The organism is Pseudomonas sp. Y3 TE3536, assembly GCF_053629175.1.
Map to the genome: position 1 here is coordinate 294529 of NZ_JBRJHU010000001.1, position 21066 is coordinate 315594.

General features: G+C 63.6%; 21 protein-coding genes. 2 read left to right on the forward strand and 19 right to left on the reverse strand.

Annotation, left to right across the window (positions count from 1 at the left end; genetic code table 11):
- Positions 1-4: 4 nt before the first annotated feature.
- The 8 genes from pabC to AB7M33_RS01370 all read right to left on the reverse strand — a co-directional run bounded on the left by pabC (position 5) and on the right by AB7M33_RS01370 (position 6252).
- The gene (gene pabC / locus AB7M33_RS01335) at positions 5-820 is read right to left on the reverse strand and encodes an aminodeoxychorismate lyase (protein WP_265968198.1); all 816 of its coding nucleotides are present in this window, start codon (positions 818-820) and stop codon (positions 5-7) included.
- Positions 820-2064, reverse strand: a complete 1245-nt coding sequence (gene fabF / locus AB7M33_RS01340) for a beta-ketoacyl-ACP synthase II (RefSeq protein WP_027596081.1) — start codon at positions 2062-2064, stop codon at positions 820-822. The genes pabC and fabF overlap by 1 nt, the downstream gene beginning before the upstream one ends.
- A gap of 188 nt (positions 2065-2252) precedes the next feature.
- The gene (gene acpP / locus AB7M33_RS01345) at positions 2253-2489 is read right to left on the reverse strand and encodes an acyl carrier protein (RefSeq protein WP_008096410.1); all 237 of its coding nucleotides are present in this window, start codon (positions 2487-2489) and stop codon (positions 2253-2255) included.
- A gap of 204 nt (positions 2490-2693) precedes the next feature.
- Complete coding sequence (fabG, locus tag AB7M33_RS01350) at positions 2694-3434, reverse strand: 3-oxoacyl-ACP reductase FabG (protein ID WP_265968197.1); 741 nt, start codon at positions 3432-3434, stop codon at positions 2694-2696.
- Between the two features lie 15 nt (positions 3435-3449).
- Positions 3450-4388, reverse strand: coding sequence for an ACP S-malonyltransferase (fabD, locus tag AB7M33_RS01355; RefSeq protein ID WP_454242307.1), 939 nt, complete (start codon positions 4386-4388; stop codon positions 3450-3452).
- Positions 4389-4514: 126 nt separating this feature from the next.
- Positions 4515-5525: a phosphate acyltransferase PlsX gene (gene plsX, locus AB7M33_RS01360; protein ID WP_099430112.1), complete on the reverse strand. Its 1011-nt coding sequence runs from the start codon at positions 5523-5525 to the stop codon at positions 4515-4517.
- A gap of 3 nt (positions 5526-5528) precedes the next feature.
- Entirely contained in the window at positions 5529-5711 is a 183-nt protein-coding gene (gene rpmF / locus AB7M33_RS01365; RefSeq protein WP_003247154.1) for a 50S ribosomal protein L32, read from the reverse strand.
- A gap of 13 nt (positions 5712-5724) precedes the next feature.
- Positions 5725-6252 carry a YceD family protein gene (locus tag AB7M33_RS01370; RefSeq protein WP_027596077.1) on the reverse strand — a complete coding sequence of 176 codons (528 nt, stop codon included), beginning with the start codon at positions 6250-6252 and terminating at the stop codon, positions 5725-5727.
- A gap of 96 nt (positions 6253-6348) precedes the next feature.
- On the opposite strand from AB7M33_RS01370, the gene AB7M33_RS01375 reads away from it, so the two are divergent.
- On the forward strand, positions 6349-6927 hold the full coding sequence (locus AB7M33_RS01375) for a Maf family protein (protein ID WP_265968195.1): 579 nt from the start codon (positions 6349-6351) through the stop codon (positions 6925-6927).
- A gap of 229 nt (positions 6928-7156) precedes the next feature.
- Here the strand turns inward: AB7M33_RS01375 and sppA are convergent, their stop codons facing one another.
- The 3 genes from sppA to rluC are packed head-to-tail and all read right to left on the reverse strand — an operon-like array spanning position 7157 to position 9789.
- Positions 7157-8146 carry a signal peptide peptidase SppA gene (sppA, locus tag AB7M33_RS01380; protein ID WP_027596075.1) on the reverse strand — a complete coding sequence of 330 codons (990 nt, stop codon included), beginning with the start codon at positions 8144-8146 and terminating at the stop codon, positions 7157-7159.
- A 23-nt stretch (positions 8147-8169) separates the two neighbouring features.
- Positions 8170-8829 (reverse strand): HAD family hydrolase, encoded by a 660-nt coding sequence (locus AB7M33_RS01385; RefSeq protein WP_265968194.1) that lies wholly within the window; start codon positions 8827-8829, stop codon positions 8170-8172.
- A gap of 3 nt (positions 8830-8832) precedes the next feature.
- Complete coding sequence (rluC, locus tag AB7M33_RS01390; RefSeq protein WP_454242308.1) at positions 8833-9789, reverse strand: 23S rRNA pseudouridine(955/2504/2580) synthase RluC; 957 nt, start codon at positions 9787-9789, stop codon at positions 8833-8835.
- A gap of 800 nt (positions 9790-10589) precedes the next feature.
- Between rluC and rne the strand changes: the two genes are divergently transcribed.
- Complete coding sequence (gene rne / locus AB7M33_RS01395) at positions 10590-13799, forward strand: ribonuclease E (protein WP_454242309.1); 3210 nt, start codon at positions 10590-10592, stop codon at positions 13797-13799.
- Between the two features lie 190 nt (positions 13800-13989).
- On the opposite strand, the gene murB is transcribed toward rne, so the two are convergent.
- From murB to AB7M33_RS01435, 8 genes are all read right to left on the reverse strand, one after another.
- The gene (murB, locus tag AB7M33_RS01400) at positions 13990-15009 is read right to left on the reverse strand and encodes a UDP-N-acetylmuramate dehydrogenase (RefSeq protein WP_454242310.1); all 1020 of its coding nucleotides are present in this window, start codon (positions 15007-15009) and stop codon (positions 13990-13992) included.
- Positions 15006-15470, reverse strand: a complete 465-nt coding sequence (locus AB7M33_RS01405; RefSeq protein WP_454242311.1) for a low molecular weight protein-tyrosine-phosphatase — start codon at positions 15468-15470, stop codon at positions 15006-15008. The genes murB and AB7M33_RS01405 overlap by 4 nt, the downstream gene beginning before the upstream one ends.
- Positions 15470-16234: a 3-deoxy-manno-octulosonate cytidylyltransferase gene (kdsB, locus tag AB7M33_RS01410; protein WP_099453299.1), complete on the reverse strand. Its 765-nt coding sequence runs from the start codon at positions 16232-16234 to the stop codon at positions 15470-15472. The genes AB7M33_RS01405 and kdsB overlap by 1 nt, the downstream gene beginning before the upstream one ends.
- The gene (locus tag AB7M33_RS01415; RefSeq protein ID WP_003247142.1) at positions 16231-16416 is read right to left on the reverse strand and encodes a Trm112 family protein; all 186 of its coding nucleotides are present in this window, start codon (positions 16414-16416) and stop codon (positions 16231-16233) included. Before AB7M33_RS01415 ends, kdsB begins: the two co-directional genes overlap by 4 nt.
- Before the next feature lie 43 nt (positions 16417-16459).
- On the reverse strand, positions 16460-17470 hold the full coding sequence (gene lpxK / locus AB7M33_RS01420) for a tetraacyldisaccharide 4'-kinase (RefSeq protein WP_454242312.1): 1011 nt from the start codon (positions 17468-17470) through the stop codon (positions 16460-16462).
- A complete protein-coding gene (locus tag AB7M33_RS01425; RefSeq protein WP_027596067.1) occupies positions 17470-17904 on the reverse strand; it encodes an ExbD/TolR family protein in 435 nt (144 codons plus the stop codon). Before AB7M33_RS01425 ends, lpxK begins: the two co-directional genes overlap by 1 nt.
- Positions 17901-18536 carry a MotA/TolQ/ExbB proton channel family protein gene (locus AB7M33_RS01430; RefSeq protein ID WP_027596066.1) on the reverse strand — a complete coding sequence of 212 codons (636 nt, stop codon included), beginning with the start codon at positions 18534-18536 and terminating at the stop codon, positions 17901-17903. The genes AB7M33_RS01425 and AB7M33_RS01430 overlap by 4 nt, the downstream gene beginning before the upstream one ends.
- A gap of 179 nt (positions 18537-18715) precedes the next feature.
- Positions 18716-20932, reverse strand: coding sequence for a DNA internalization-related competence protein ComEC/Rec2 (locus AB7M33_RS01435; protein WP_454242313.1), 2217 nt, complete (start codon positions 20930-20932; stop codon positions 18716-18718).
- Positions 20933-21066 lie beyond the last annotated feature (134 nt).

Here is a 21066-nt window from a genome sequence, read left to right on the forward strand (position 1 = left end):
GAATTCAGGTATCCAGTAACGTACGGGCAACGGCCTGCAGTTTACGGGTGAGTGGGCCTGGCGACCAGTTCAGCGCGGCAATTCCCCGTACGGGCCAGATCCCATAGACACTGTTGCAAACGAATACTTCATCCGCCTGCTGCAGTTCATCGAATGCCAGGTCACGAACCTGGACGGGAATGGCCAGCGCCTGGGCCTGCTGCAACAACGCGGCACGCATCACCCCAGCCACGCCGCATCGGCTGAGGTCTGCGGTCAGTAGCACGCCGTCACGCACCAGGAAAAGATTGCTGTACACCCCTTCGACCACCCTGCCCTGCCCATCTCGCATGAGGCCTTCGGCATGCTCGCTGTCCTGCCATTCGGCACGCGCCAGCACCTGCTCCAGGCGATTGAGGTGTTTGAGCCCGGCCAGCAGCGGTTGTTCCCCAAGCCGGGTCTGGCACGGGAACAAACGCACGCCACGCTCGGCATGCTCGACAGGATAGCTGGGCAGTGGGCTGCCCTGAAGGATGCGCCGTGGTGCGGCGCCGGCAACCGGGGCATAGCCGCGCTGGCTGTCGCCACGGGTCAGGATGAGTTTGGCGACGCCATCACCGAGCTGGCTGGCGTAACGCAGGAGCTCGTCTTCAACCAACGCCAGGTCGACGTCGATTGCCAGGCGCTGGCAACCCAGCGCCAAGCGTGCGAGGTGGCCCGCCAGCAAACTGGGCCGGCCACCGTGCACGGCGACGGTCTCGAACAGACCATCGCCGTATGCCAGGCCGCGGTTTTGCAGGTTGACTGCATCCGCCGGCTGGCCGTCGACCCAGCTGTGCATCAACCGGCGAACCGGCGGAACACCAGCGAGCCGTTGGTGCCACCAAAGCCGAACGAGTTGGACAGCACCACATCGATCGGCATGCTGCGCGCCTGGTGCGGCACGAAGTCCAGGTCACACCCTTCGTCCGGCTCGTCCAGGTTGATGGTCGGCGGCGCCATCTGGCTGTTGATCGCCAGCACGCTGAAGATCGCCTCCACCGCGCCAGCAGCACCCAGCAGGTGGCCAGTCATCGACTTGGTCGAGCTGACCGCGAGCTTGTAGGCATGCTCACCGAACACACGCTTGATCGCCGCCACTTCGGCGATATCGCCGGCCGGGGTCGAAGTGCCGTGGGCGTTGATGTAGCTGACCTCTTCAGGCTGGATACCCGCATCGCGCAAGGCATTGGCCATGCAACGGGCAGCGCCTTCGCCGGTATCGGGTGGCGAGGTCATGTGGTAAGCGTCGCCGCTCATGCCGAAACCAACCAGCTCGGCATAGATGGTCGCGCCACGGGCTTTGGCGTGCTCGAGTTCTTCGAGCACCAGGGCACCGGCACCGTCAGACAGCACGAAACCATCACGGCCTTTGTCCCAAGGACGGCTGGCACGGCTAGGCTCATCGTTGCGGGTCGACAGCGCACGCGATGCGCCGAAGCCGCCCATGCCCAGGCCGCAGGCGGCCATTTCGGCACCACCGGCGATCATCACGTCGGCTTCGCCATAGGCGATGTTGCGCGCGGCCATGCCGATGCAGTGGGTGCCCGTGGTGCAGGCAGTGGCAATGGCGTAGTTCGGGCCCTGCAACCCCAGGTGGATCGACAGGAAACCGGAGATCATGTTGATGATCGAACCCGGCACGAAGAACGGCGAAATACGCCGCGGGCCCTGCTCGTGCAGGGTCCGGCTGGTTTCTTCGATGTTGGTCAGGCCACCAATGCCCGAACCCATGGCCACGCCAATGCGTTCACGGTTGCTGTCGTTGACCTCCAGGCCCGCATTACGCACGGCCTGGAACCCGGCCGCCAGGCCGTACTGGATGAACAGGTCAAGTTTGCGGGCCTCTTTGGCCGACAGGTACTGTTCGACCTCAAAGCCTTTCACCGAGCCGCCGAAACGGGTGGAGTAGGCAGACAGATCCGTATGTTCGATCGGACCGATGCCACTGCGGCCAGCCAGAATGCCCTGCCAGGTGCTCGGTACATCGGTACCCAGTGGCGACAGCATACCCATACCGGTGACCACGACGCGTCTACGCGACACAGTACTCTCCTTTTCTAATAACAGAGTCTCTTGGCATTGCATTCATGCGATGGAATGGAATGACAACAGGCTCTCGGTGCGCGGTGAACGATACCCTTGAGCTAAAGGCAGGGGGCTCGCAAAGAAAAAACCGCACGCCAGCAAAGGCAGTGCGGTTTTTCCCGACAAGAAGCGTCGACTACTGCGTCTTAGGCCTTGTGGCTGTTGACGTAGTCGATAGCGGCTTGAACGGTAGTGATCTTCTCGGCTTCTTCGTCAGGAATCTCGGTCTCGAATTCCTCTTCCAGAGCCATCACCAGCTCAACGGTGTCAAGCGAATCGGCACCCAGGTCATCGACGAAGGACTTCTCGTTGGTCACTTCCTCTTCCTTGACGCCCAGTTGCTCGGCGACGATTTTCTTGACGCGTTCTTCGATGGTGCTCATACCTAGTTTTCACTCCTAATGGACATATGTCAGGCAGCTGGCCGGTGACCAATTTTATAGAAAGACGTTCGCTTTTCAAGCTAAACGCACCTTCGGATTAGTCACCGCACCCGCTGCCTGGAATCTGGTTGCAGCTTTATAACGGATTTTAGGCTCGCAGTATGACTCTTTTTTTACGAAATCCGTCACATTGAGTTGCAGTTGTTACATGTACATCCCGCCGTTGACCGGCACAGTAGCGCCGGTTACATAGGCTGCGCCGTCGGAGGCCAGGAAGGAAACCACCTTGGCGATTTCCTCGGCCTGGCCCAGGCGGCCCAGCGGAATCTGGGTCTGCAGGGCTTCGCGCTGCGCTTCTGGCAGCTCGCGAGTCATGTCGGTGTCGATGAAGCCCGGGGTCACCGAGTTGACGGTGATACCACGCGAGCCCACTTCACGCGCCAGGGCGCGGCTGAAGCCTTCGAGGCCGGCCTTGGCCGCCGCGTAGTTGGCCTGACCGGCGTTGCCCATGGCACCGACAACCGAGCCGATGCTGATGATACGACCCCAACGCGCCTTGGTCATGCCGCGCAGCACGCCCTTGGACAGACGGTAGAGGCTGTTCAGGTTGGTGTCGATCACGTCGAACCACTCATCGTCCTTCATGCGCAGCATGAGGTTGTCGCGGGTGATGCCGGCGTTGTTGACCAGGATGGTCGGCGCACCAAACTCTGCGCTGATGGCACCCAGCACCGCTTCCACGGACTCGGCGCTGGTCACGTTCAGCTCCATGCCGGTGCCGGCGATGCCGTGCTCTTTGAGGGTGGCGGCAATGCGCTCGGCGCCGGAAGCCGACGTGGCGGTGCCGATCACGGTCGCGCCCTGGCGGCCCAGTTCGAGGGCAATGGCCTGGCCGATGCCACGGCTAGCGCCGGTGACCAGTGCAACTTTACCTTGCAGGCTCATGCAAGCTTCTCCAATTCAGGCCAGCGCCGCATGGGTGGCGGCGACGGCGTCAGGGGTATTGAGGTTGTAGGTGGTGACACCGTCGGCGCAACGCTTGTTGAGGCCGGCGAGGACTTTGCCCGGGCCGCACTCGACCAGGTTGACCGCGCCATTGGCGGCCAGGGTCTGCACGCACTCGACCCAGCGCACGGGCTGGTAAAGCTGTGCCAGCAGGTCATGCTTGAGTGCATCGAGGTCGGCGGCGATAGCGGCGGTGACGTTCTGCACCACCGGGATCTGCGGGGCCTTCCATTCGATGGCGTTGACCGATTCGGCAAAACGCTCGGCAGCCGGCTTCATCAAGGCGCAGTGCGACGGCACGCTGACCGCCAGCGGCAGGGCGCGCTTGGCACCGGCCTCTTTGCACAGCGCCATGACACGGTCCACGGCAGCCTTGTTGCCCGCGATCACGACCTGGCCTGGCGAGTTGAAGTTCACCGCGCTGACCACTTCATCTTCGGCGGCCTTGGCACAGATATCGACCACCACGGCGTCGTCCAGGCCGAGAATCGCGGCCATGGCGCCATGACCGGCAGGCACGGCCTCCTGCATCAGTTCGCCACGGCGCTTGACCAGCTTCACTGCATCTTTGAGCGACAGGCTGCCAGCGGCAACCAGGGCGCTGTATTCACCCAAGCTGTGGCCGGAAACGAACGCCGGCTGCGCGCCGCCCTCTTCCAGCCACAGGCGCCACAGGGCGATCGAGGCAGTGAGGATGGCCGGCTGGGTCTTGTCGGTTTGGTTGAGTTGTTCTTCCGGGCCTTCCTGGACCAGCTTCCACAGGTCATAGCCCAGAGCCTCGGAGGCCTCCTTGAAGGTCTCAACGATCACCGGCTTTTCGGCGCCCAATTCCTTGAGCATGCCGAGCGACTGGGAACCTTGACCGGGAAAGACGAATGCGAGGGATGCAGACATTGAACAAGCCCTTATGATCTTGTCGTCGGATAGGGTGCGCCGGGCATCAGCCTGACGCGGAATCTGAAAACTTGGATGGAGACGCGGACCAAGCGGTCACATTTAAGCACTTCATCGGCGAATTGCCTAAGGCAACAGGTCTTCAAGGCGGCCATGCAGCCGCTGCGGCAGGTTTTCCTGAATCTCGATCAGCGCCCGCTGAATCGCACTCTGAAAGCCCTGCACCCCTGCCGAACCGTGACTCTTGATGACGATCCCCTGCAAACCCAGGAAACTCGCACCGTTGTGCCGCGCCGGCGCCAGGTCGGCCTGCAGGCGCTTGAGCAACGGCATGGCCAGTGCGCCGGCAGCGCGCGACAACACGCCACCCTTGAACAGCTTCTCGATGCGCGCAGCGATCATCGTCGCCAGGCCCTCGCTGGATTTGAGCAGGATGTTGCCGACAAAACCGTCACACACCACCACGTCAGCCTCGCCGCGATACAGGCCATCGCCTTCGACGAAGCCCACATAGTTAAGCCCACGGGCGTTCTGCAGCAAGGTGGCCGCCAGCTTGACCTGCTGGTTGCCTTTGATGTCCTCGGTGCCGATGTTCAACAGCGCCACGCGCGGCCGATGCACACCCAGCGCCTGAGCGGCCACCGAGCCCATCACGGCGAACTGGAAGAGGTTCTCGGCACTGCAATCGACATTGGCGCCCAAGTCGAGCAACTGGCAGTACCCCGCCTGGGTCGGGATCGCCGCCACCATGGCTGGCCGATCGATACCCGGCAGGGTTTTGAGCACGAAACGCGACAACGCCATCAGCGCCCCGGTGTTGCCGGCACTCACGCAGGCCTGGGCCTTGCCGTCACGCACCAGTTCGAGCGCAATGCGCATCGACGAATCCGGTTTGCCACGCAACGCCTGGGATGGCCGCTCGTCCATGCCAATCACCTCGCTGGCCGCGACAATCTGCAGGCGCGCGCGATCCGCCGCCGCAAGGCCGCTGACAAGATCTTCAAGGAGGGAGGGTTGACCGACGAGGGTCAGGTGCAGCGAGGGAGTAGCCGAAAGGCAGGCAATGCTAGCCTGGACAATGCTGCGGGGACCGAAGTCCCCGCCCATTGCGTCGATCGCGATGATCTGAGCGGACAAGGATTACTCGTCAGCGCCCTTGTCGACCACTTTGCGACCACGGTATACGCCTTCTGGCGATACGTGGTGGCGCAGGTGAACTTCACCGGTGGTTTTCTCTACCGACAGCGCGTTTTCCGACAGAGCGTCGTGCGAACGGCGCATGTCACGGGCAGAGCGGGATTTTTTGTTCTGCTGAACAGCCATAATTGATTAACTCCTAAACGTTTGGGTCACGCTTTAACTGCGCCAAAACACTGAACGGGTTGGACCGCGATACCTCGTCCTTGCTCGAATCGGGCTCGTCTGCGCCCGCCGGCTGCTGGCATTCTTCCGGATGATGAGCAGGCACGATTGGCAAGGCGAGCAGAAGCTCCTCCTCGACCAGCGCCTGCAGATCCAATGGATCTTCGCCCAGTTCCAGCACGTCATAGCCTTTCGGCAACGACTGGGTATTCGCACCCTCCTTCACCACAGCGTAAGTACATTCGCTGTGGATCGGCAGGGTGACCAGCTCAAGACAACGCTGGCAAACCATCTTGACCTCGACGTCGAGCTCGCTGTGGATAACCACCACGTGCTGTTCATCTCGTTCAAAATTTAACTTCGCCTGCACCGTACCGACATTGTCGGAAAGCGGGTCGCAGAGTCTTTCCAAATCAGCGAGTTGCAGCGAACCGTTAAGGGTTACGCCACGATCGGCTAATTTGCGCGGGTCAACGTGAGGTGGAATCGGGTCATTCAACATAGGCGCAGCATTCTAGGGATGCCCCCCGCACCTGTCAAAGGAAATTAGGCGGCATGTTGCATGTTAGAATTTGGTTCAACTGACCAGGAGTCTACCATGCTTCCCTTATTACTGGCTTCCAGCTCCCCTTATCGACGCGAACTGCTCGCCCGCCTGCGCCTGCCATTCACCTGCGCAAGCCCCGATATAGACGAGCAGCGGCTGGGTGACGAGCCTGCCGTGGAGCTGGTACGGCGCCTGGCCAGGCAAAAGGCTGAAGCATTGGCGGGCAGCCACCCTGGGCACCTGATCATCGGCTCTGATCAGGTCGCTGTGCTGGGTGAACAGATCCTGGGCAAGCCACACACCTTCGCCCGCGCCTGCGAGCAGCTGCTGGAGGCGAGTGGGCAGCAGGTGACCTTTCTGACCGGACTGGCACTGCTGAACAGCGCCACGGGGCACTGCCAGGTCGATTGCGTGCCCTTTACCGTCACCATGCGTGAATTGGACCGCAAACGGGTCGAGCGCTATGTAACGGCAGAGCAGCCACTGGATTGCGCCGGGAGCTTCAAGGCGGAGGGACTGGGGGTGAGCCTGTTCCAAAGCACGCACGGGTGCGATGCGACCAGCCTGGTGGGGCTGCCGCTGATTCGGCTGGTGGATATGCTGATGAAGGAAGGGGTGGAGATACCTTAGGCTCAACACTTGTGGCGCCTATGAGATCGAGCGCCGCCCGCGCGGCGCTTCGCAGCACAAGGCTGCTCCTACAGTTGTTTCGGGCCAATTATTCCTGGGGCATTTGCGCGCGACCCTTCTGGAACCCACCTCAATATCGATTCATGCCATGCAGGAGCAGCCTTGTGCTGCGAAGCGCCGCGCGGGCGGCGCTCGATCTCACAGGCACCAAAACTGCGACGGCGAACCCTCAGCGCAACGACGGCCCCTGGAACCCCATGTACATCGCCAGATGCTCCGCCACGCTGGCGCCCAGCCGCTTCGAGAAGCGATCAAACGGCGATTCCTCGACCGTGAAATCCACCAACTCCTTTTCGCCGACAATCTCCCGCGCGACATAGCTGGCACTGCCCAGGCCATCCACCAGCCCCAGCGCCTTGGCCTGCTCGCCGGTCCAGATCAGGCCACTGAACAGCTCCGGGTGCTCTTTGTCTTTCAGGCGGTCACCCCGCCCCTGCTTGACCATGGCGATGAACTGCTGGTGCGTGGTGTTCAGCACACCCTGCCAGAACGCCCGCTCTTCCGGCTTTTCTGGCGAGAACGGGTCCAGGAAGGCCTTGTGCTCGCCTGCAGTGTACGTGCGTCGTTCGACCCCAAGCTTCTCCATCGACCCGACAAACCCGTAACCCGCTGCCGTCACCCCGATGGAGCCGACCAGGCTAGCCTTGTCGGCATAGATCTCGTCCGCCGCACTGGCAATGTAGTAAGCACCGGAAGCGCCCAGGTCGGTAATTACCGCATACAGTTTGATGGCCGGGTACTCGGCACGCAGGCGACGAATCTCGTCATAGACATAACCCGCCTGCACCGGGCTGCCGCCTGGGCTGTTGATGCGCAGCACCACCGCCTTGGTCTTGGCGTCCTTGAACGCCTCACGCAGGCTCTTGACGAGGTTATCGGCACTGGCAGCCTCCTGGTCGGCGATCACGCCTCGCACTTCGATCAGCGCTGTATGGCTGGCACTGCGCGAAGCCGCCTTGTCCATGTCCATCAGCGGCGTGAACAGCACCAGCATGCCGAACAGATAGACGAAGGTCAGCAGCTTGAAGAAGATCCCCCAGCGCCGCGCGCGACGCTGCTCCTGGACGCCCGCCAGCAGGGTCTTCTCCAACAGCTTCCAACTCTTGCGCTCTTCGCGCTCCTCGGGTTCGGACTCAGGGGCTTTCCATTCGTCTGCCATGCTTACCTGCCTTGGGCGTGAAATTACGCGGAACGGCCCAGCCACTCACGCAACTGGGAAAAATGATCGATGCACAGCTGCGGGCCGAATTCGGCCAATGCCTGCAACGACATTGCGCCATACCCGACAGCCACCGAATGCATGCCAGCATTGCTGGCCATCTGCAGGTCGAACGCCGAATCGCCAACCATCAGCGCACGTCCTGGTTCGACACCACAATGGCCGAGAATTTCCTCGAGCATCAGCGGGTGCGGCTTGCCACGGGTCTCGTCGGCAGCACGGGTGATGTCGAAGTACTGCTCCCAGCCATTGGCCTTGAGCACCCGATCCAGTCCGCGACGCGCCTTGCCGGTCGCCACCGCCAGGCGGTAACCCTCAGCACGGAAGGCATCCAGCGATTCGACCACGCCCTCGAACAACGGCGAGGGCTGCTGATCGAGCGCCATGTAGATGTCGGCATAATGCTGCCGGAAGCGCTCGAGCGCTGCCGGCGTCAGGTGCGGGTACAGGGTATGGATCGCCTCACCCAGGGCCAGGCCGATGATGCCCTTGACCGCCTCTTCGTGGCTTGGCGCCTCACCGGCACGCTCAGCGGCGGCATTCATGGCCTCGACGATGCGGCCAATGGAATCGGCCAGGGTGCCATCCCAGTCGAAAATCAGCAGTTCATACGGCTTTTTCATAGATCAGGACGCACTCAAACGCTCAATCGTCTTAGCCCACACCTCATCCACCGGCGCCTCGAGCTTGAGCTCACCGCCATCAGGCAGCGGCACAGTCAGGGCGTAGGCATGCAGGAACAAGCGCTTGCCGCCCAGCTCGCGGATTTCGCGGCTGAAGTCTTCATCGCCGTACTTGCTGTCGCCTGCGATCATGTGCCCGGCATGCAAGGTGTGCACACGAATCTGGTGAGTACGACCGGTGATCGGGCGCGCCTCGACAATGGTCGCGAACTCGCCAAAACGGCGCAGCACGCGGAACAGGGTCAGCGCTTCCTTGCCCTCGTCATTGACCTCGACCATACGCTCGCCAGAACGCAGGTTGCTCTTGAGCAACGGTGCGTTGACCTGCTTCTTGGCGGTCGGCCAATGGCCGCGCACCAAGGCCATGTAGCGCTTGTCGACACCGTCGCCACGCAACGCGGCATGCAGGTGGCGCAGCATGCTGCGCTTCTTGGCGATCATCAGCAGGCCGGACGTGTCGCGGTCCAGGCGGTGCACCAGTTCAAGCTCCTTGGCGTCCGGGCGCAGTTGGCGCAGCGCCTCGATCACGCCGAAGCTCAGGCCACTGCCGCCATGCACGGCGATACCGGCCGGCTTGTTCATCACGATCAGCGCTTTGTCTTCATAGACAATCGCCGCTTCCAGGCGCTGCAACAGGCCTTGCGCCACCGGCGCAGGCGCATCACGCTCGGGCAAGCGGACGGGCGGCACCCGCACGATATCGCCAGCCTGAATCTTGTACTCAGGCTTGACCCGCCCCTTGTTGACCCGCACTTCACCCTTGCGCAGGATGCGGTAGACAAGCGTCTTGGGCACGCCCTTGAGGGCCGTGATGAGGAAATTGTCGATGCGTTGGCCGGCAAGCTCCGGCGCGACTTCGATCAGCTGAACGCCGGAAGTCGGAGGGGTATTGGTCGTCATCAAGGGATCATAACAATTTTTTATGGAATTGAAGCACTTAATCATTGCTGCTATAGTCGCGAACGCCGCCAAAAGCGGCAGGCCAGCGGCACCAGGCTCTTCGCCGGTCCCTGACCTTCGCAATTCTCCAGGACGCGAGGCCGTCCTACGGGGTTTTCGCCAGTTTACCGAATTGCCTGGAATCGCCACCAGCGCTGTGTAGAGAAGACCGAAAAAAAACGACAAGTGCGGTGTTTCACCTGCTTACCCGATTCTTTTCGCTGCACCTCTGCCCGCCTCGTCGCTTCCACGCAACGCACGGCGAATGCTTCGGAAATACCTGCCTTGGACATGAATGGCGCCAGCGCGGAACCCGCGCTGGCGAAAAATGCAACCCGTTGCGGATTCAGCGCGCGGCAGCACCCGAATTATCAGGGATACGTGCAGGGTGGAGATGCACAGCCCTCGGACCGTGTAGCACCGCGTCCGGCCACCGGCCCACTGACATGGGCGGCGAGCGGATAAGGTCCTGAAACAGATGCCTCCGGGCGTCCACGGCTGAAGGTTGATTCCTCCTCCTGACTGAGTGCACTTGGCCCGCTGGGTTGATTCGGATACCTATTCGAAAGCCACAAGGGCCTGGTAGGCACCGCAGCAAACAGGACGCGTCGTCGTGACAACGGCAGGCTGGGCAACCGGCTGGTGCCGAACGTCGCTCGACACGGGGGTGGCCCGCCACCCTTTGCGCACCTTGGCACCGACCATGAGACGTCGTGTGTGCCGAACGCCGTTTCCGGCAGCCCGGAAACCGACGGTACAACATGAAAAGAATGCTGATTAACGCAACTCAACCCGAAGAGTTGCGTGTAGCCCTGGTGGACGGCCAACGCCTCTACGACCTGGACATCGAGTCCGGCGCCCGTGAGCAGAAAAAGGCCAACATCTACAAAGGCAAGATCACCCGCATCGAACCTAGCCTCGAAGCCGCCTTCGTCGACTTCGGCTCCGAACGTCACGGCTTCCTGCCGCTGAAAGAAATCTCCCGCGAGTACTTCAAGAAGGCCCCCGAAGGCCGCGTCAACATCAAGGACGTCCTCAGCGAAGGCCAGGAAGTCATCGTCCAGGTCGAGAAGGAAGAGCGCGGCAACAAAGGCGCCGCCCTCACCACCTTCATCAGCCTGGCCGGCCGCTACCTGGTGCTGATGCCCAACAACCCACGCGCTGGCGGCATCTCCCGCCGCATCGAAGGCGAAGAGCGCAACGAGCTGCGCGAAGCCCTCAACGGCCTGACCGTGCCGGGCGACATGGGCCTGATCGTGCGCACTGCCGGCCTTGGCCGCAGCAGCGAAGAAATGCAATGGGACCTCGACTACCTGCTGCAACTGTGGACCGCCATCAAGGAAGCCTCCCTTGACCGCGCCGCGCCATTCCTGATCTACCAGGAAAGCAACGTCATCATCCGCGCCATCCGCGACTACCTGCGCCAGGACATCGGCGAAGTGCTGATCGACAGCATGGACGCTCAGGAAGAAGCCCTGACCTTCATCCGCCAGGTGATGCCGCAGTACGCCAGCAAGGTCAAGCTGTACGAAGACAGCGTCCCGCTGTTCAACCGCTTCCAGATCGAAAGCCAGATCGAGACCGCCTTCCAGCGTGTTGTCGACCTGCCGTCCGGCGGTTCGATCGTGATCGACCCGACCGAGGCCCTGGTCTCTATCGACATCAACTCGGCGCGCGCCACCAAAGGCAGCGACATCGAGGAAACCGCCCTGCAGACCAACCTGGAAGCGGCCGAAGAAATCGCCCGCCAACTGCGTCTGCGTGATATCGGCGGCCTGATCGTCATCGACTTCATCGACATGACCCCGGCCAAGAACCAGCGCGCCGTCGAAGAGCGTGTGCGTGAGTGCCTTGAGGCCGACCGCGCCCGCGTTCAGGTTGGCCGCATCTCGCGCTTCGGCCTGCTGGAAATGTCCCGTCAGCGCCTGCGCCCATCGCTGGGCGAAAGCAGCGGCATCGTCTGCCCACGCTGCTCGGGTACCGGCATTATCCGTGACGTCGAGTCGCTGTCGCTGGCCATCCTGCGCCTGATCGAGGAAGAAGCGCTGAAGGACCGCACTGCCGAAGTGCGCGCCCAGGTGCCGATCCCGGTCGCTGCTTTCCTGCTGAACGAGAAACGCAACTCGATCACCAAGATCGAACTGCGCACCCGTGCACGCATCATCATCCTGCCGAACGATCACCTGGAAACCCCGCACTTCGAAGTCCAGCGCCTGCGCGACGACAACCCTGAAGTGCTGAACAACCTGTCCAGCTACGAGATCGCTGCCACCGAAACCGAAGAAGCGCCGCAGCCGACCGCCACCCGTACCCTGGTTCGCCAGGAAGCCGCGGTGAAGACTGCCCCAGCCCGCGCCAACGCGCCGGTGCCGAGCACTGTCGAAGAGCCGCAGCAGCCTGCCGCACCGGTAGCCCCAGCGCCAAGCGCCCCAGAGCCAAGCCTGTTCAAAGGCCTGGTCAAGTCGCTGGTCAGCCTGTTCGCCGGCAAGGACGAACCGGTCGCCGCACCGGCCGTCACAGCCGAAAAACCAGCTGCTGAACGCACCCCACGCAACGAAGAGCGTCGCAACGGCCGCCAGCAGACCCGCAACCGTAACGGCCGTCGCGACGAAGAGCGCAAGCCACGCGAAGAGCGTGCCGAGCGCGCACCACGCGAAGAGCGTCAGCCTCGCGAAGAACGCGCACCACGTGAAGAACGTGCCCCGCGTGAAGAGCGTGCACCGCGCGAAGAGCGCCAACCACGTCAGCCTCGCGAAGACCGTCGTGGCAACCGCGAAGAACGCCCGGTACGCGAACTGCGCGAGCCGCTGGAAGCCACGCCAGCACCCGCTGCCCGTGAAGAGCGCCAGCCACGCGAAGAGCGTGTAGCCCGTGAAGAGCGCGCCCCACGCGAAGAGCGTGCACCGCGTGAAGAACGTGCCCCTCGCGAAGAGCGCGCGCCACGTGAAGAACGTGCTCCGCGTGAAGAGCGTGCCCCGCGTGAAGAACGCGCACCTCGCGAAGAACGCGCCCCACGTGAAGAGCGCGCCCCACGCCCACCGCGTGAAGAGCGCCAGCCACGTGCCAGCGAAGAAGCCACCGAGCAGGCTGCAGAGCTTGCCGAAGAGCAACTGCCGAACGAAGAGCTGCTGCAAGACGAGCAGGAAGGCGCCGATGGCGAGCGTCCGCGCCGCCGTTCCCGCGGCCAGCGTCGTCGCAGCAACCGTCGCGAGCGTCAGCGCAATGCCAACGGTGAGCTGATCGAAGGTAGCGAAGACGACGGCAGCGAAGAGCAGCCACAACAGCACCAGGCCAGCGAGCTGGGTGCCGAACTGGCTGCCGGCCTGGCTGTGACCGCGGCTGTTGCCAGCAGCAGCATCAGTGCCGATGCCGAAGCCCAAGCCAACCAGCAGGCCGAGCGCGCCACCGCTGAAGTCGCCGAAACCGACACCCGCGAAGTCGCCAAGCCCGCCGAGCAGGTCGAAGCCGTTGCACAGGCCGAGGAAGTCGCCATTGCTCCGGTGGTCGAACAACCTGTCAGCGAACCCGTAGTAGTGGAAGCGACTGCCGAACCTGTGGTTGAAGTTGCGCCACAGCCGGTCGTGGAAGAAGCCCCTGCGGCCGAACCTGCAGTGGTTGCCGAAGCCCCAGCGGAAGCTGCAGCGGTCGAAGCCGGTGAAATCGAAAAGGCCCCGGCCTTCATCGAGCAAGCACCGGTCATCGAAGCACCTGCTCCGCTTGCCGAAGCCCAGCCTGAAGTGGTCGTTGAGCCTGCTCCAGTTGCGGTAGAGCCTGCACCGGTCGAACCACCTGCGGCGGTCGAAACCGCCACTGTGATGCTGGCAAACGGCCGCGCGCCTAACGACCCACGTGAAGTGCGTCGCCGCAAGCGTGAAGCCGAGGCTGCTGCCAAAGCTGCGCAAGAAGCTGCTGCATCGACGCAGGAAACTGCCCTGGAAACCGCTGATGAGCACAAACCTCATCACGGCTGATAGCCAAGGCTGAATGAAAAAGCCCCGCCAGTGCGAACTGGCGGGGCTTTTTCTTGCTTGCCTCTATTCAGGCCTCAACCCGAAACAGGTAGGAGCAGCCTTGTGCTGCGAAGAGGCCAGTGTAAACACCAAAGATCTGCGGTGATTTCACCGGCCTCTTCGCAGCGCAAGGCTGCTCCTACAGCACGCCTCAGTACAGGTTAGGCTCCATTTCCAGCTCAACCCCGAATCGCTCACGGATATCTGCCTGAATCCGCTGCGCCAGGTCATGCAGCTGTGCCCCGCTCGCCTGGCCATAATTGACCAGCACCAACGACTGCAACCGATGCACGCCGGCATCGCCATCGCGATAGCCCTTCCACCCCGCCTGTTCGATCAACCACCCTGCCGCCAGCTTCACCTGGCCATCGGCCTGGAGATAAGCCACGACACCCGGGAACTGCCCCCGGATACGCTCGACAAGCGCGGCAGACACCACTGGGTTCTTGAAAAAGCTGCCGGCATTGCCCAACTCGGCGGGGTCCGGCAACTTCTCGCGGCGAATGCTGCAGATGGCATCACTGATCGCCTGCGCACTCGGCTGCGCTACGCCCTGCTCCACCAAACGCTGGCGCACAGGGCCATAGTCCAGGTGGGCTTGCAGCGTATGGGTCAGCATGAAGCGCACGCGCAAGATCAGCCAGCGCCCAGGGTTACGCTTGAACAGGCTGTCGCGGTAGCCAAAGGCGCATTCTTCCAGCCCAAAGTCACGCAGCTCGCCGGTCTGGCGGTCCAGCGCGGTCAAGCCGGCGAACACGTTCTTGATCTCGACGCCATAGGCGCCCACGTTCTGCATGGGCGCAGCGCCCACCGTGCCCGGGATCAGGCTGAGGTTCTCCAGCCCGCAAAAACCTTGTGCCAGCGTCCACTGCACGAACGGGTGCCAGGGCTCGCCCGCCTCGGCTTCGACCACAATGTGCTCACCGTCATCGCTGAGCACGCGGCGGCCACGGCTGGCCATGTGCAGCACCAACGCGTCGACATCACCGGTCAGCAGCAGGTTGCTGCCACCGCCAATGACCAGCACCGGCACGCCTCGGCGGTGCGCTTCGGCCAGCGCCTCACGCACCTCGTCGTCATCATGCACCTGGCTGAAATGCCGGGCCCTGACGTCAATGCCAAAGGTGTTGTAAGGCTTGAGCGAAACGTGCTCTTGCCACAGCGCTGTCATAACCGCCCCTTGATTTCCACGACCAACGCTTCGCACGCGTCCTCGATCAGGTCCAGGACCTGCTCGAAGCCCTCCGCGCCGCCGTAGTACGGGTCTGGCACTTCATCCAGCTTCGCGCCATAGCGGCGCAGGAACAGGTCGAGCTCGGCGGGCGTAGACTGCGGGCGCATGGCACGCAAATGGCTCAAGTTGCTTTCGTCCATGGCCAGGATCAGGTCGTACTCGGCAAAGTGGGCCACATTGACCTGCTGGGCGCGCTGCTGCGAAAGGTCGTAGCCCCGCGCCATGGCGGCCTTGCAGGTGCGGCTGTCGGGCGCCTTGCCGACATGCCAGTCACCGGTACCGGCAGACGCCACGTGCACCTGCTCGGCAAGCCCCGCGGCCTGCAACTGATGGCGCAGTACGCCTTCGGCGGTAGGCGAGCGACAGATGTTGCCCAGGCAAACGAACAGGACGCGCATCAGGCCTCCAGCAAGCGCCGTACGCGCTCCAGGTCTTCAGGGGTATCGACACCCACCGCGGGTGCCTCGAGGGCGTCTTCGACATGAATGCGCACGCCATGCCACAAGGCACGCAATTGCTCCAAGGCTTCGGTTTGCTCGAGCCAGCACGGGCCCCAACCGACGAAGTCCTGAAGGAAGCCCACGCGGTAGGCATACATGCCGATGTGGCGACGATAAGGCACACCTTCCGGCAGTTGCTCGCGGTTGGCGGCGAAGGCATCACGCGCCCAGGGCAGCGGCGCACGGCTGAAGCTCAGGGCCAGGCCGTTCTTGTCGCAGACCACCTTGACCGCATTAGGGTTGAACACCACCTGTGGCTCGTGGATCGGCTCGGCCAAGGTGGCGATACCGGCTTCCGGGTGGGCCGCCAGGTTGGCCGCCACCTGGTCGATGATCACCGGCGGAATCAGCGGCTCGTCGCCCTGCACGTTGACCACGATGGCGTCGGCGGGCAGCCCGAGGTGCGCTGCCACTTCGGCCAGGCGGTCGGTACCGGATTCGTGGTCGGCGCGAGTCAGCAGCACTTCGGCGCCAAATGCCTGGCAGGCCTCGACGATGCTGGCGTCATCCGTGGCGATGACCACACGGCTGGCCGCGCTCTTGCGCGCCTGTTCCCACACGTGCTGAACCATCGGCTTACCGGCGATCAGCGCCAGCGGCTTGCCCGGCAGGCGCGAAGAGCGCAGGCGGGCGGGGATCACTACCGTGTAGTCCAGGCTCATTTGTCCAGGCGCTCATCGTCGGTCAAGGTACGCGCTTCGCTTTCCAGCATCACCGGGATGCCGTCGCGAATCGGGTAAGCCAGGCCCGCGCCCTTGCTGATCAGCTCGGTCTTGTCGGCGCTGAGCTTAAGCGGCCCCTTGGTGATCGGGCAGGCCAGGATATCGAGCAGTTTGGTGTCCATGGAAGCTTCCTTGAGGCCAGGTGGCCGGAAATTGAAAAGGGGCTCAGGGCGTTGGACGCCCAGGCAGCAGGCGCTGCAACTGGCTGTCGAACCAGGCGCTGAAGGCAGGCGACGGCTGCGCCTCGACGGCCAGGTACCACCAGTCGTCAGCGGCGAAGGCACGGCATTTGACCGCATCTTTCTCGGTCATCACCAACGGCAACGGCGGCGTGAACGACAGGCGCTCGGCACTGAACTGCGCGTGGTCGGCGAACGGGTGCGGCACCGGCTGCCAGTTTAGCCCTTGCAGGGTATTGAAGAAACGTTGCGGGTTACCGATGCCCGCCACCGCGTGCAGGCGCTGGCCAGGCGGGAACAGATTCACGCCACGCCGCTCACCGCTGCGCACATTGACCAGTGCCGAGGGCTGCAAGCTGAAGGCAAAGCCCGCGGGTGAGTCGGCGCGGGCACCGTTGAACAGCACCGCATCGGCTTCTTGCAGGCGTTCGGCCGGCTCGCGCAGCGGCCCGGCGGGCAGGCAGCGGCCATTGCCCAGGCCACGGGCGGCGTCAATCAGCACCAGCTCCAGGTCTCGCGCCAGGCGGTAGTGCTGCATGCCGTCATCGCACAGGACCAGGTCAAGCGGCTCGCTGGCCAGCAGCGCCTGCACCGCGCGCGACCGATCGGGGTCGATCATCAACGGTACGCCCGTGCGCTGGACGATCAACAGTGGCTCGTCACCAGCCTGGTCGGCAGCCTGGTCGGCCTCAACGCGCCAAGGCAGGTGGGCTGGCTTGGCGCCATAACCGCGGCTGACCACCCCGACCTTGAGCCCCTGCCGGCGGCAATGCTCAATCAGCCAGAGGATCATCGGCGTCTTGCCAGTACCACCCACGGTAATGTTGCCCACCACGATCACCGGCACCGGCGCGCGGTAGCTGGCACTTTCGCCGCTGAGAAAACGCGCACGCTTGCGTGTCACCACGCGTCGGTACAGGGCTTCAAGCGGGCGCAGCAGCGCCAGGGCCGGGTGCCCGGCGTACCAGGCGGCGAGCAAACGGTCGGCAAAGGCCATCAAGGCGTCCCCTGGGCTGCCTCGACGGTGGTCATGCGCAACTGGCTGAAACCGAGCTTGCCGGCCGCATCCATCGCGGTCACCACGGCCTGGTGCGGTGTCTTGCCGTCGGCGCTGATCGCCAGCGGTAACGTGTGATCACCGCCCGACTCACGCTCGATGGCCTCGCTCAAGGTGGCCAGGTCGCTTTTGGGCAGCAGGTTGTTGTTGACCGAATACACGCCCTCGGCGCTGATGGTGACTTCCACCAGCTTGCGCTCATCGGCCGGCGGCTGCTCGGCGCTGGCGGCCTCGGGCAGTTCGACGCGCAGTTGCGTCTCGCGGGTGAAGGTGGTGGTGACCACGAAGAACAGCAACAGGACGAACACCACGTCGATCAGCGACGCCAGGTTGATGTCGACGTTTTCCCGCTGGCGGTTGCGCCGAAACTTCACGCCTTGCCTCCGGCCACTTCGACTTCACGGTCGCCCTGGATCACTTCCACCAGTTTGATCGCCTCTTGTTCCATGCCAACCACCAGTTCATCGATGCGGCGCAGCAGGAAACGGTGGAAGAACACCGCCGGGATACCGATCATCAAGCCTGCTGCGGTGGTGACCAGGGCCTTGGAAATACCCCCGGCCAATACGGCAGCGTTGGCAGTCATCTGCGAGCCCATGAAGGCGCTGAAAATGTCGATCATGCCCAGCACGGTGCCCAGCAGGCCCAGCAACGGGGCCATCGCGGCAATGGTGCCGAGGGTGCTGATGTAGCGCTCCAGCTCGTGGATGACGCGCGATGCGGCCTCCTCGATGCACTCTTTCATGATTTCGCGGCCATGGCGCGAGTTGGCGAGGCCTGCGGCAAGGATTTCGCCCAGCGGCGAATCGGCGCGCAGGGCCTTGAGCTTGTCACTGGTGAGTTGCTTGTCCTTGATCCACATCCAGACCTGGCCTAGCAGGTGTGGCGGGGTAACGCGACTGGCGCGCAGGGTCCACAGGCGCTCGACGACGATAGCCATGGCAACGATGGAACTCAGAATGATCGGCAGCATCATCCAACCACCGGACTTGACCAATTCCCACACAGTAAACGCCCCTTCGGAAAAAGGCCGCCACTCTACCATAGGACCGCCGGGGGCTCATCTGCCGAAGGTCAGGGAATTGGCCGGACCCACTTACCGCCTTGGGGGCAGTCCAGATACAGCACCAAACCTGAAAGGAGTGCTGCACCTGTGGGAGCGGGCTTGCCCGCGAAAGGGCCCGATCAGCCACTGCCGGCTTCACGCCAGAAGCGCCGCTGCGCCCGCACACCCTCAACGTCAGCCTGCCCCCCCAGCACCAAGCGCAACGCGCCCTCCACCGCTGTATCATGAATCGCCAGCCCATGCCGCCGATAGCGCTCGAGCACCTGGGCATGCGGATGCCCAAAACCATTGTTGCGCCCCCGCGAAATCAGCACCCCACGTGGCGCCGTGGCGCGGATGAATGCCTCGGTGGACGAGCTGCGACTGCCATGGTGCGGGGACTGCAGCCAATCGATGCGGGGTGTTTCAGTGGACGCCAGCCAGGCCCGTTCGGCAGCGGCTTCCAGATCGCCTGCCAACAGCAAGCGCTCCCCTTGCGCCTCGACCAGCAGCACGCATGAGCGGTCGTTGCTGCTCTGCCCTTCAGCCCAATGCCACAGGGAAAAACGCACGCCATCCCACTCCCATTCCTCACCCGTGACACACGGCTGCAGCCCAAGGCCCTCCAGCCCCTCGCCACCGAGCACCCGCTTGACCGGGATGCCCTGCGCAATGGCCAGCGCGCCCCCGGCATGGTCGGCATGGGCGTGGCTGATCAGCATCGCATCCAAGTGGCTTACGCCCAGCTTGCGCAGGGTCGGCAGCACCACCCGCTCCCCCGCGTCGTACTCCCCTTTTGCTGGCCCCGCATCGTAGAGCAAGCTGTGATGGCGGGTACGCAGCAGCACCGCGAGCCCCTGGCCGACGTCCAACTGCCAGACTTCTACCTGCCCCAAGGGCACCGACTCGCGGGGCACCCATAACGCCAACAGCATAAGCCCGCCCAACCCCCGCAAGGGCACGCCACGGGGTAGCAGCACCAGCAACGCACCCAAGCACACCACTGACCAGGCCCACAGCGGCAAGGCCGGCGGCACCCACGCTGGGCGCCAGCTCGCGGCCAGGGCCAGGACCCTGAACAGCACCTCCAGCAAGCCCCCGGCCAGCCACAGCAACGCTTCGCCGACACCCACCACTGGCAACAGCAGCGTGCCCAGCAAAGCCAACGGCAACACCGCAAGGCTGACCCACGGCACCGCCAGCAAGTTGGCCAGGGGCGCACTCAGGCTCACTGGCAAGCCAGTGGCCAGCAGCACCGGCAGCAAGCCGATGGCGATCACCCACTGCGCACGCGTCCAGGCCTGCCAGGGCCGCCAGCCGCCCAAGCGGGCACTGAAGCAGTAAATCAAGGTCGCCACAGCGGCAAACGACAGCCAGAACCCCGGCAACAGCGCCGCCAAGGGTTCGAACAACAGCACCGCGACCAGCGCCAGCAACAATGGCAGCATTGCGCCAAGGTGACGAAAGCGCAGACGCCAAAGCAACACTACCGCCAGCATCAGGCAGGCCCGCTGCACCGGCACACCGCCACCGGCAAGCCAGCCGTAGGCCAGCGCTGCGGTCATCGCCAGGCTGCAGGCCGAGGGCAGCCAGGGCAGCCGCGCGGGCCACAGGCCCCAGCGTGCCAGCCCGGCAACCAGGCCATAGAGCAGCCCCGCCACCAGGCCGATGTGCTGCCCGGAAATCACCAGCAGGTGCACCGTGCCTGTGGCCTGCAGCGTCTGCCAGTCCTCGCGGGGCAGGCCCGCACCGTCGCCCAGCACCAAGGCCACCAACGCCGCTTGCCGGCCATTGGCCTCGACCGCCAACAACCGTTGCCGCAGTTGGTCTCGCCAGCTGCCCGCGACAGCGCTCAATACCTGCCCGGCCTTGACCGTGCCGGTAGCCCCCACCCGCCGAGCCAGCAACTGTGCCTCTCGATCAGGCCCATGGGGGTTGAGCAGCCCGGCAGGCCGCTGCAGGGTCACTGCCAAGCGCCACTGTTCGCCCGCACGCACAGCCGGCCCGTTGAACCAGCTCAGTTGCAAGCGCCGCGGCAGTTCGCCACGCCGTGAGTGGGGCTGCTCCAGTTCGAAGCGCACGCCATGCGCGGTACGGCTCGGCAGCCCGACAACCTTGCCCTCCAGCCACAACGTGCGGCCATCCAGTTCAGGCGCGAGTCGATCATCCAGCGCTCGCTGGGCCGACCCGCACGCCCAGCACAAGCCCAACAGAAAACAGCCCACTGGCCAAAACCGCGTGAACAGGCTGGCAACACCACCGACAAACAGCAGAAGTAGCCATCCGACCGATGGCAATACGGGGAGAAAGCCCAGGCAGAGCAGCCCGAGCGCGAGCGCAAACATCCCTGTGCGCATGAGGTAGAGCTCCGCTGCGAAATGACCTTCTCAGGCATAGCGCAAATGCCGGCAAAGCTTGCTCAACAATTGTCACAAACTCTAAACGAGGCCGTTAAGGAATCAAGGCATACTGCCCCGATCAACGCCCCGGG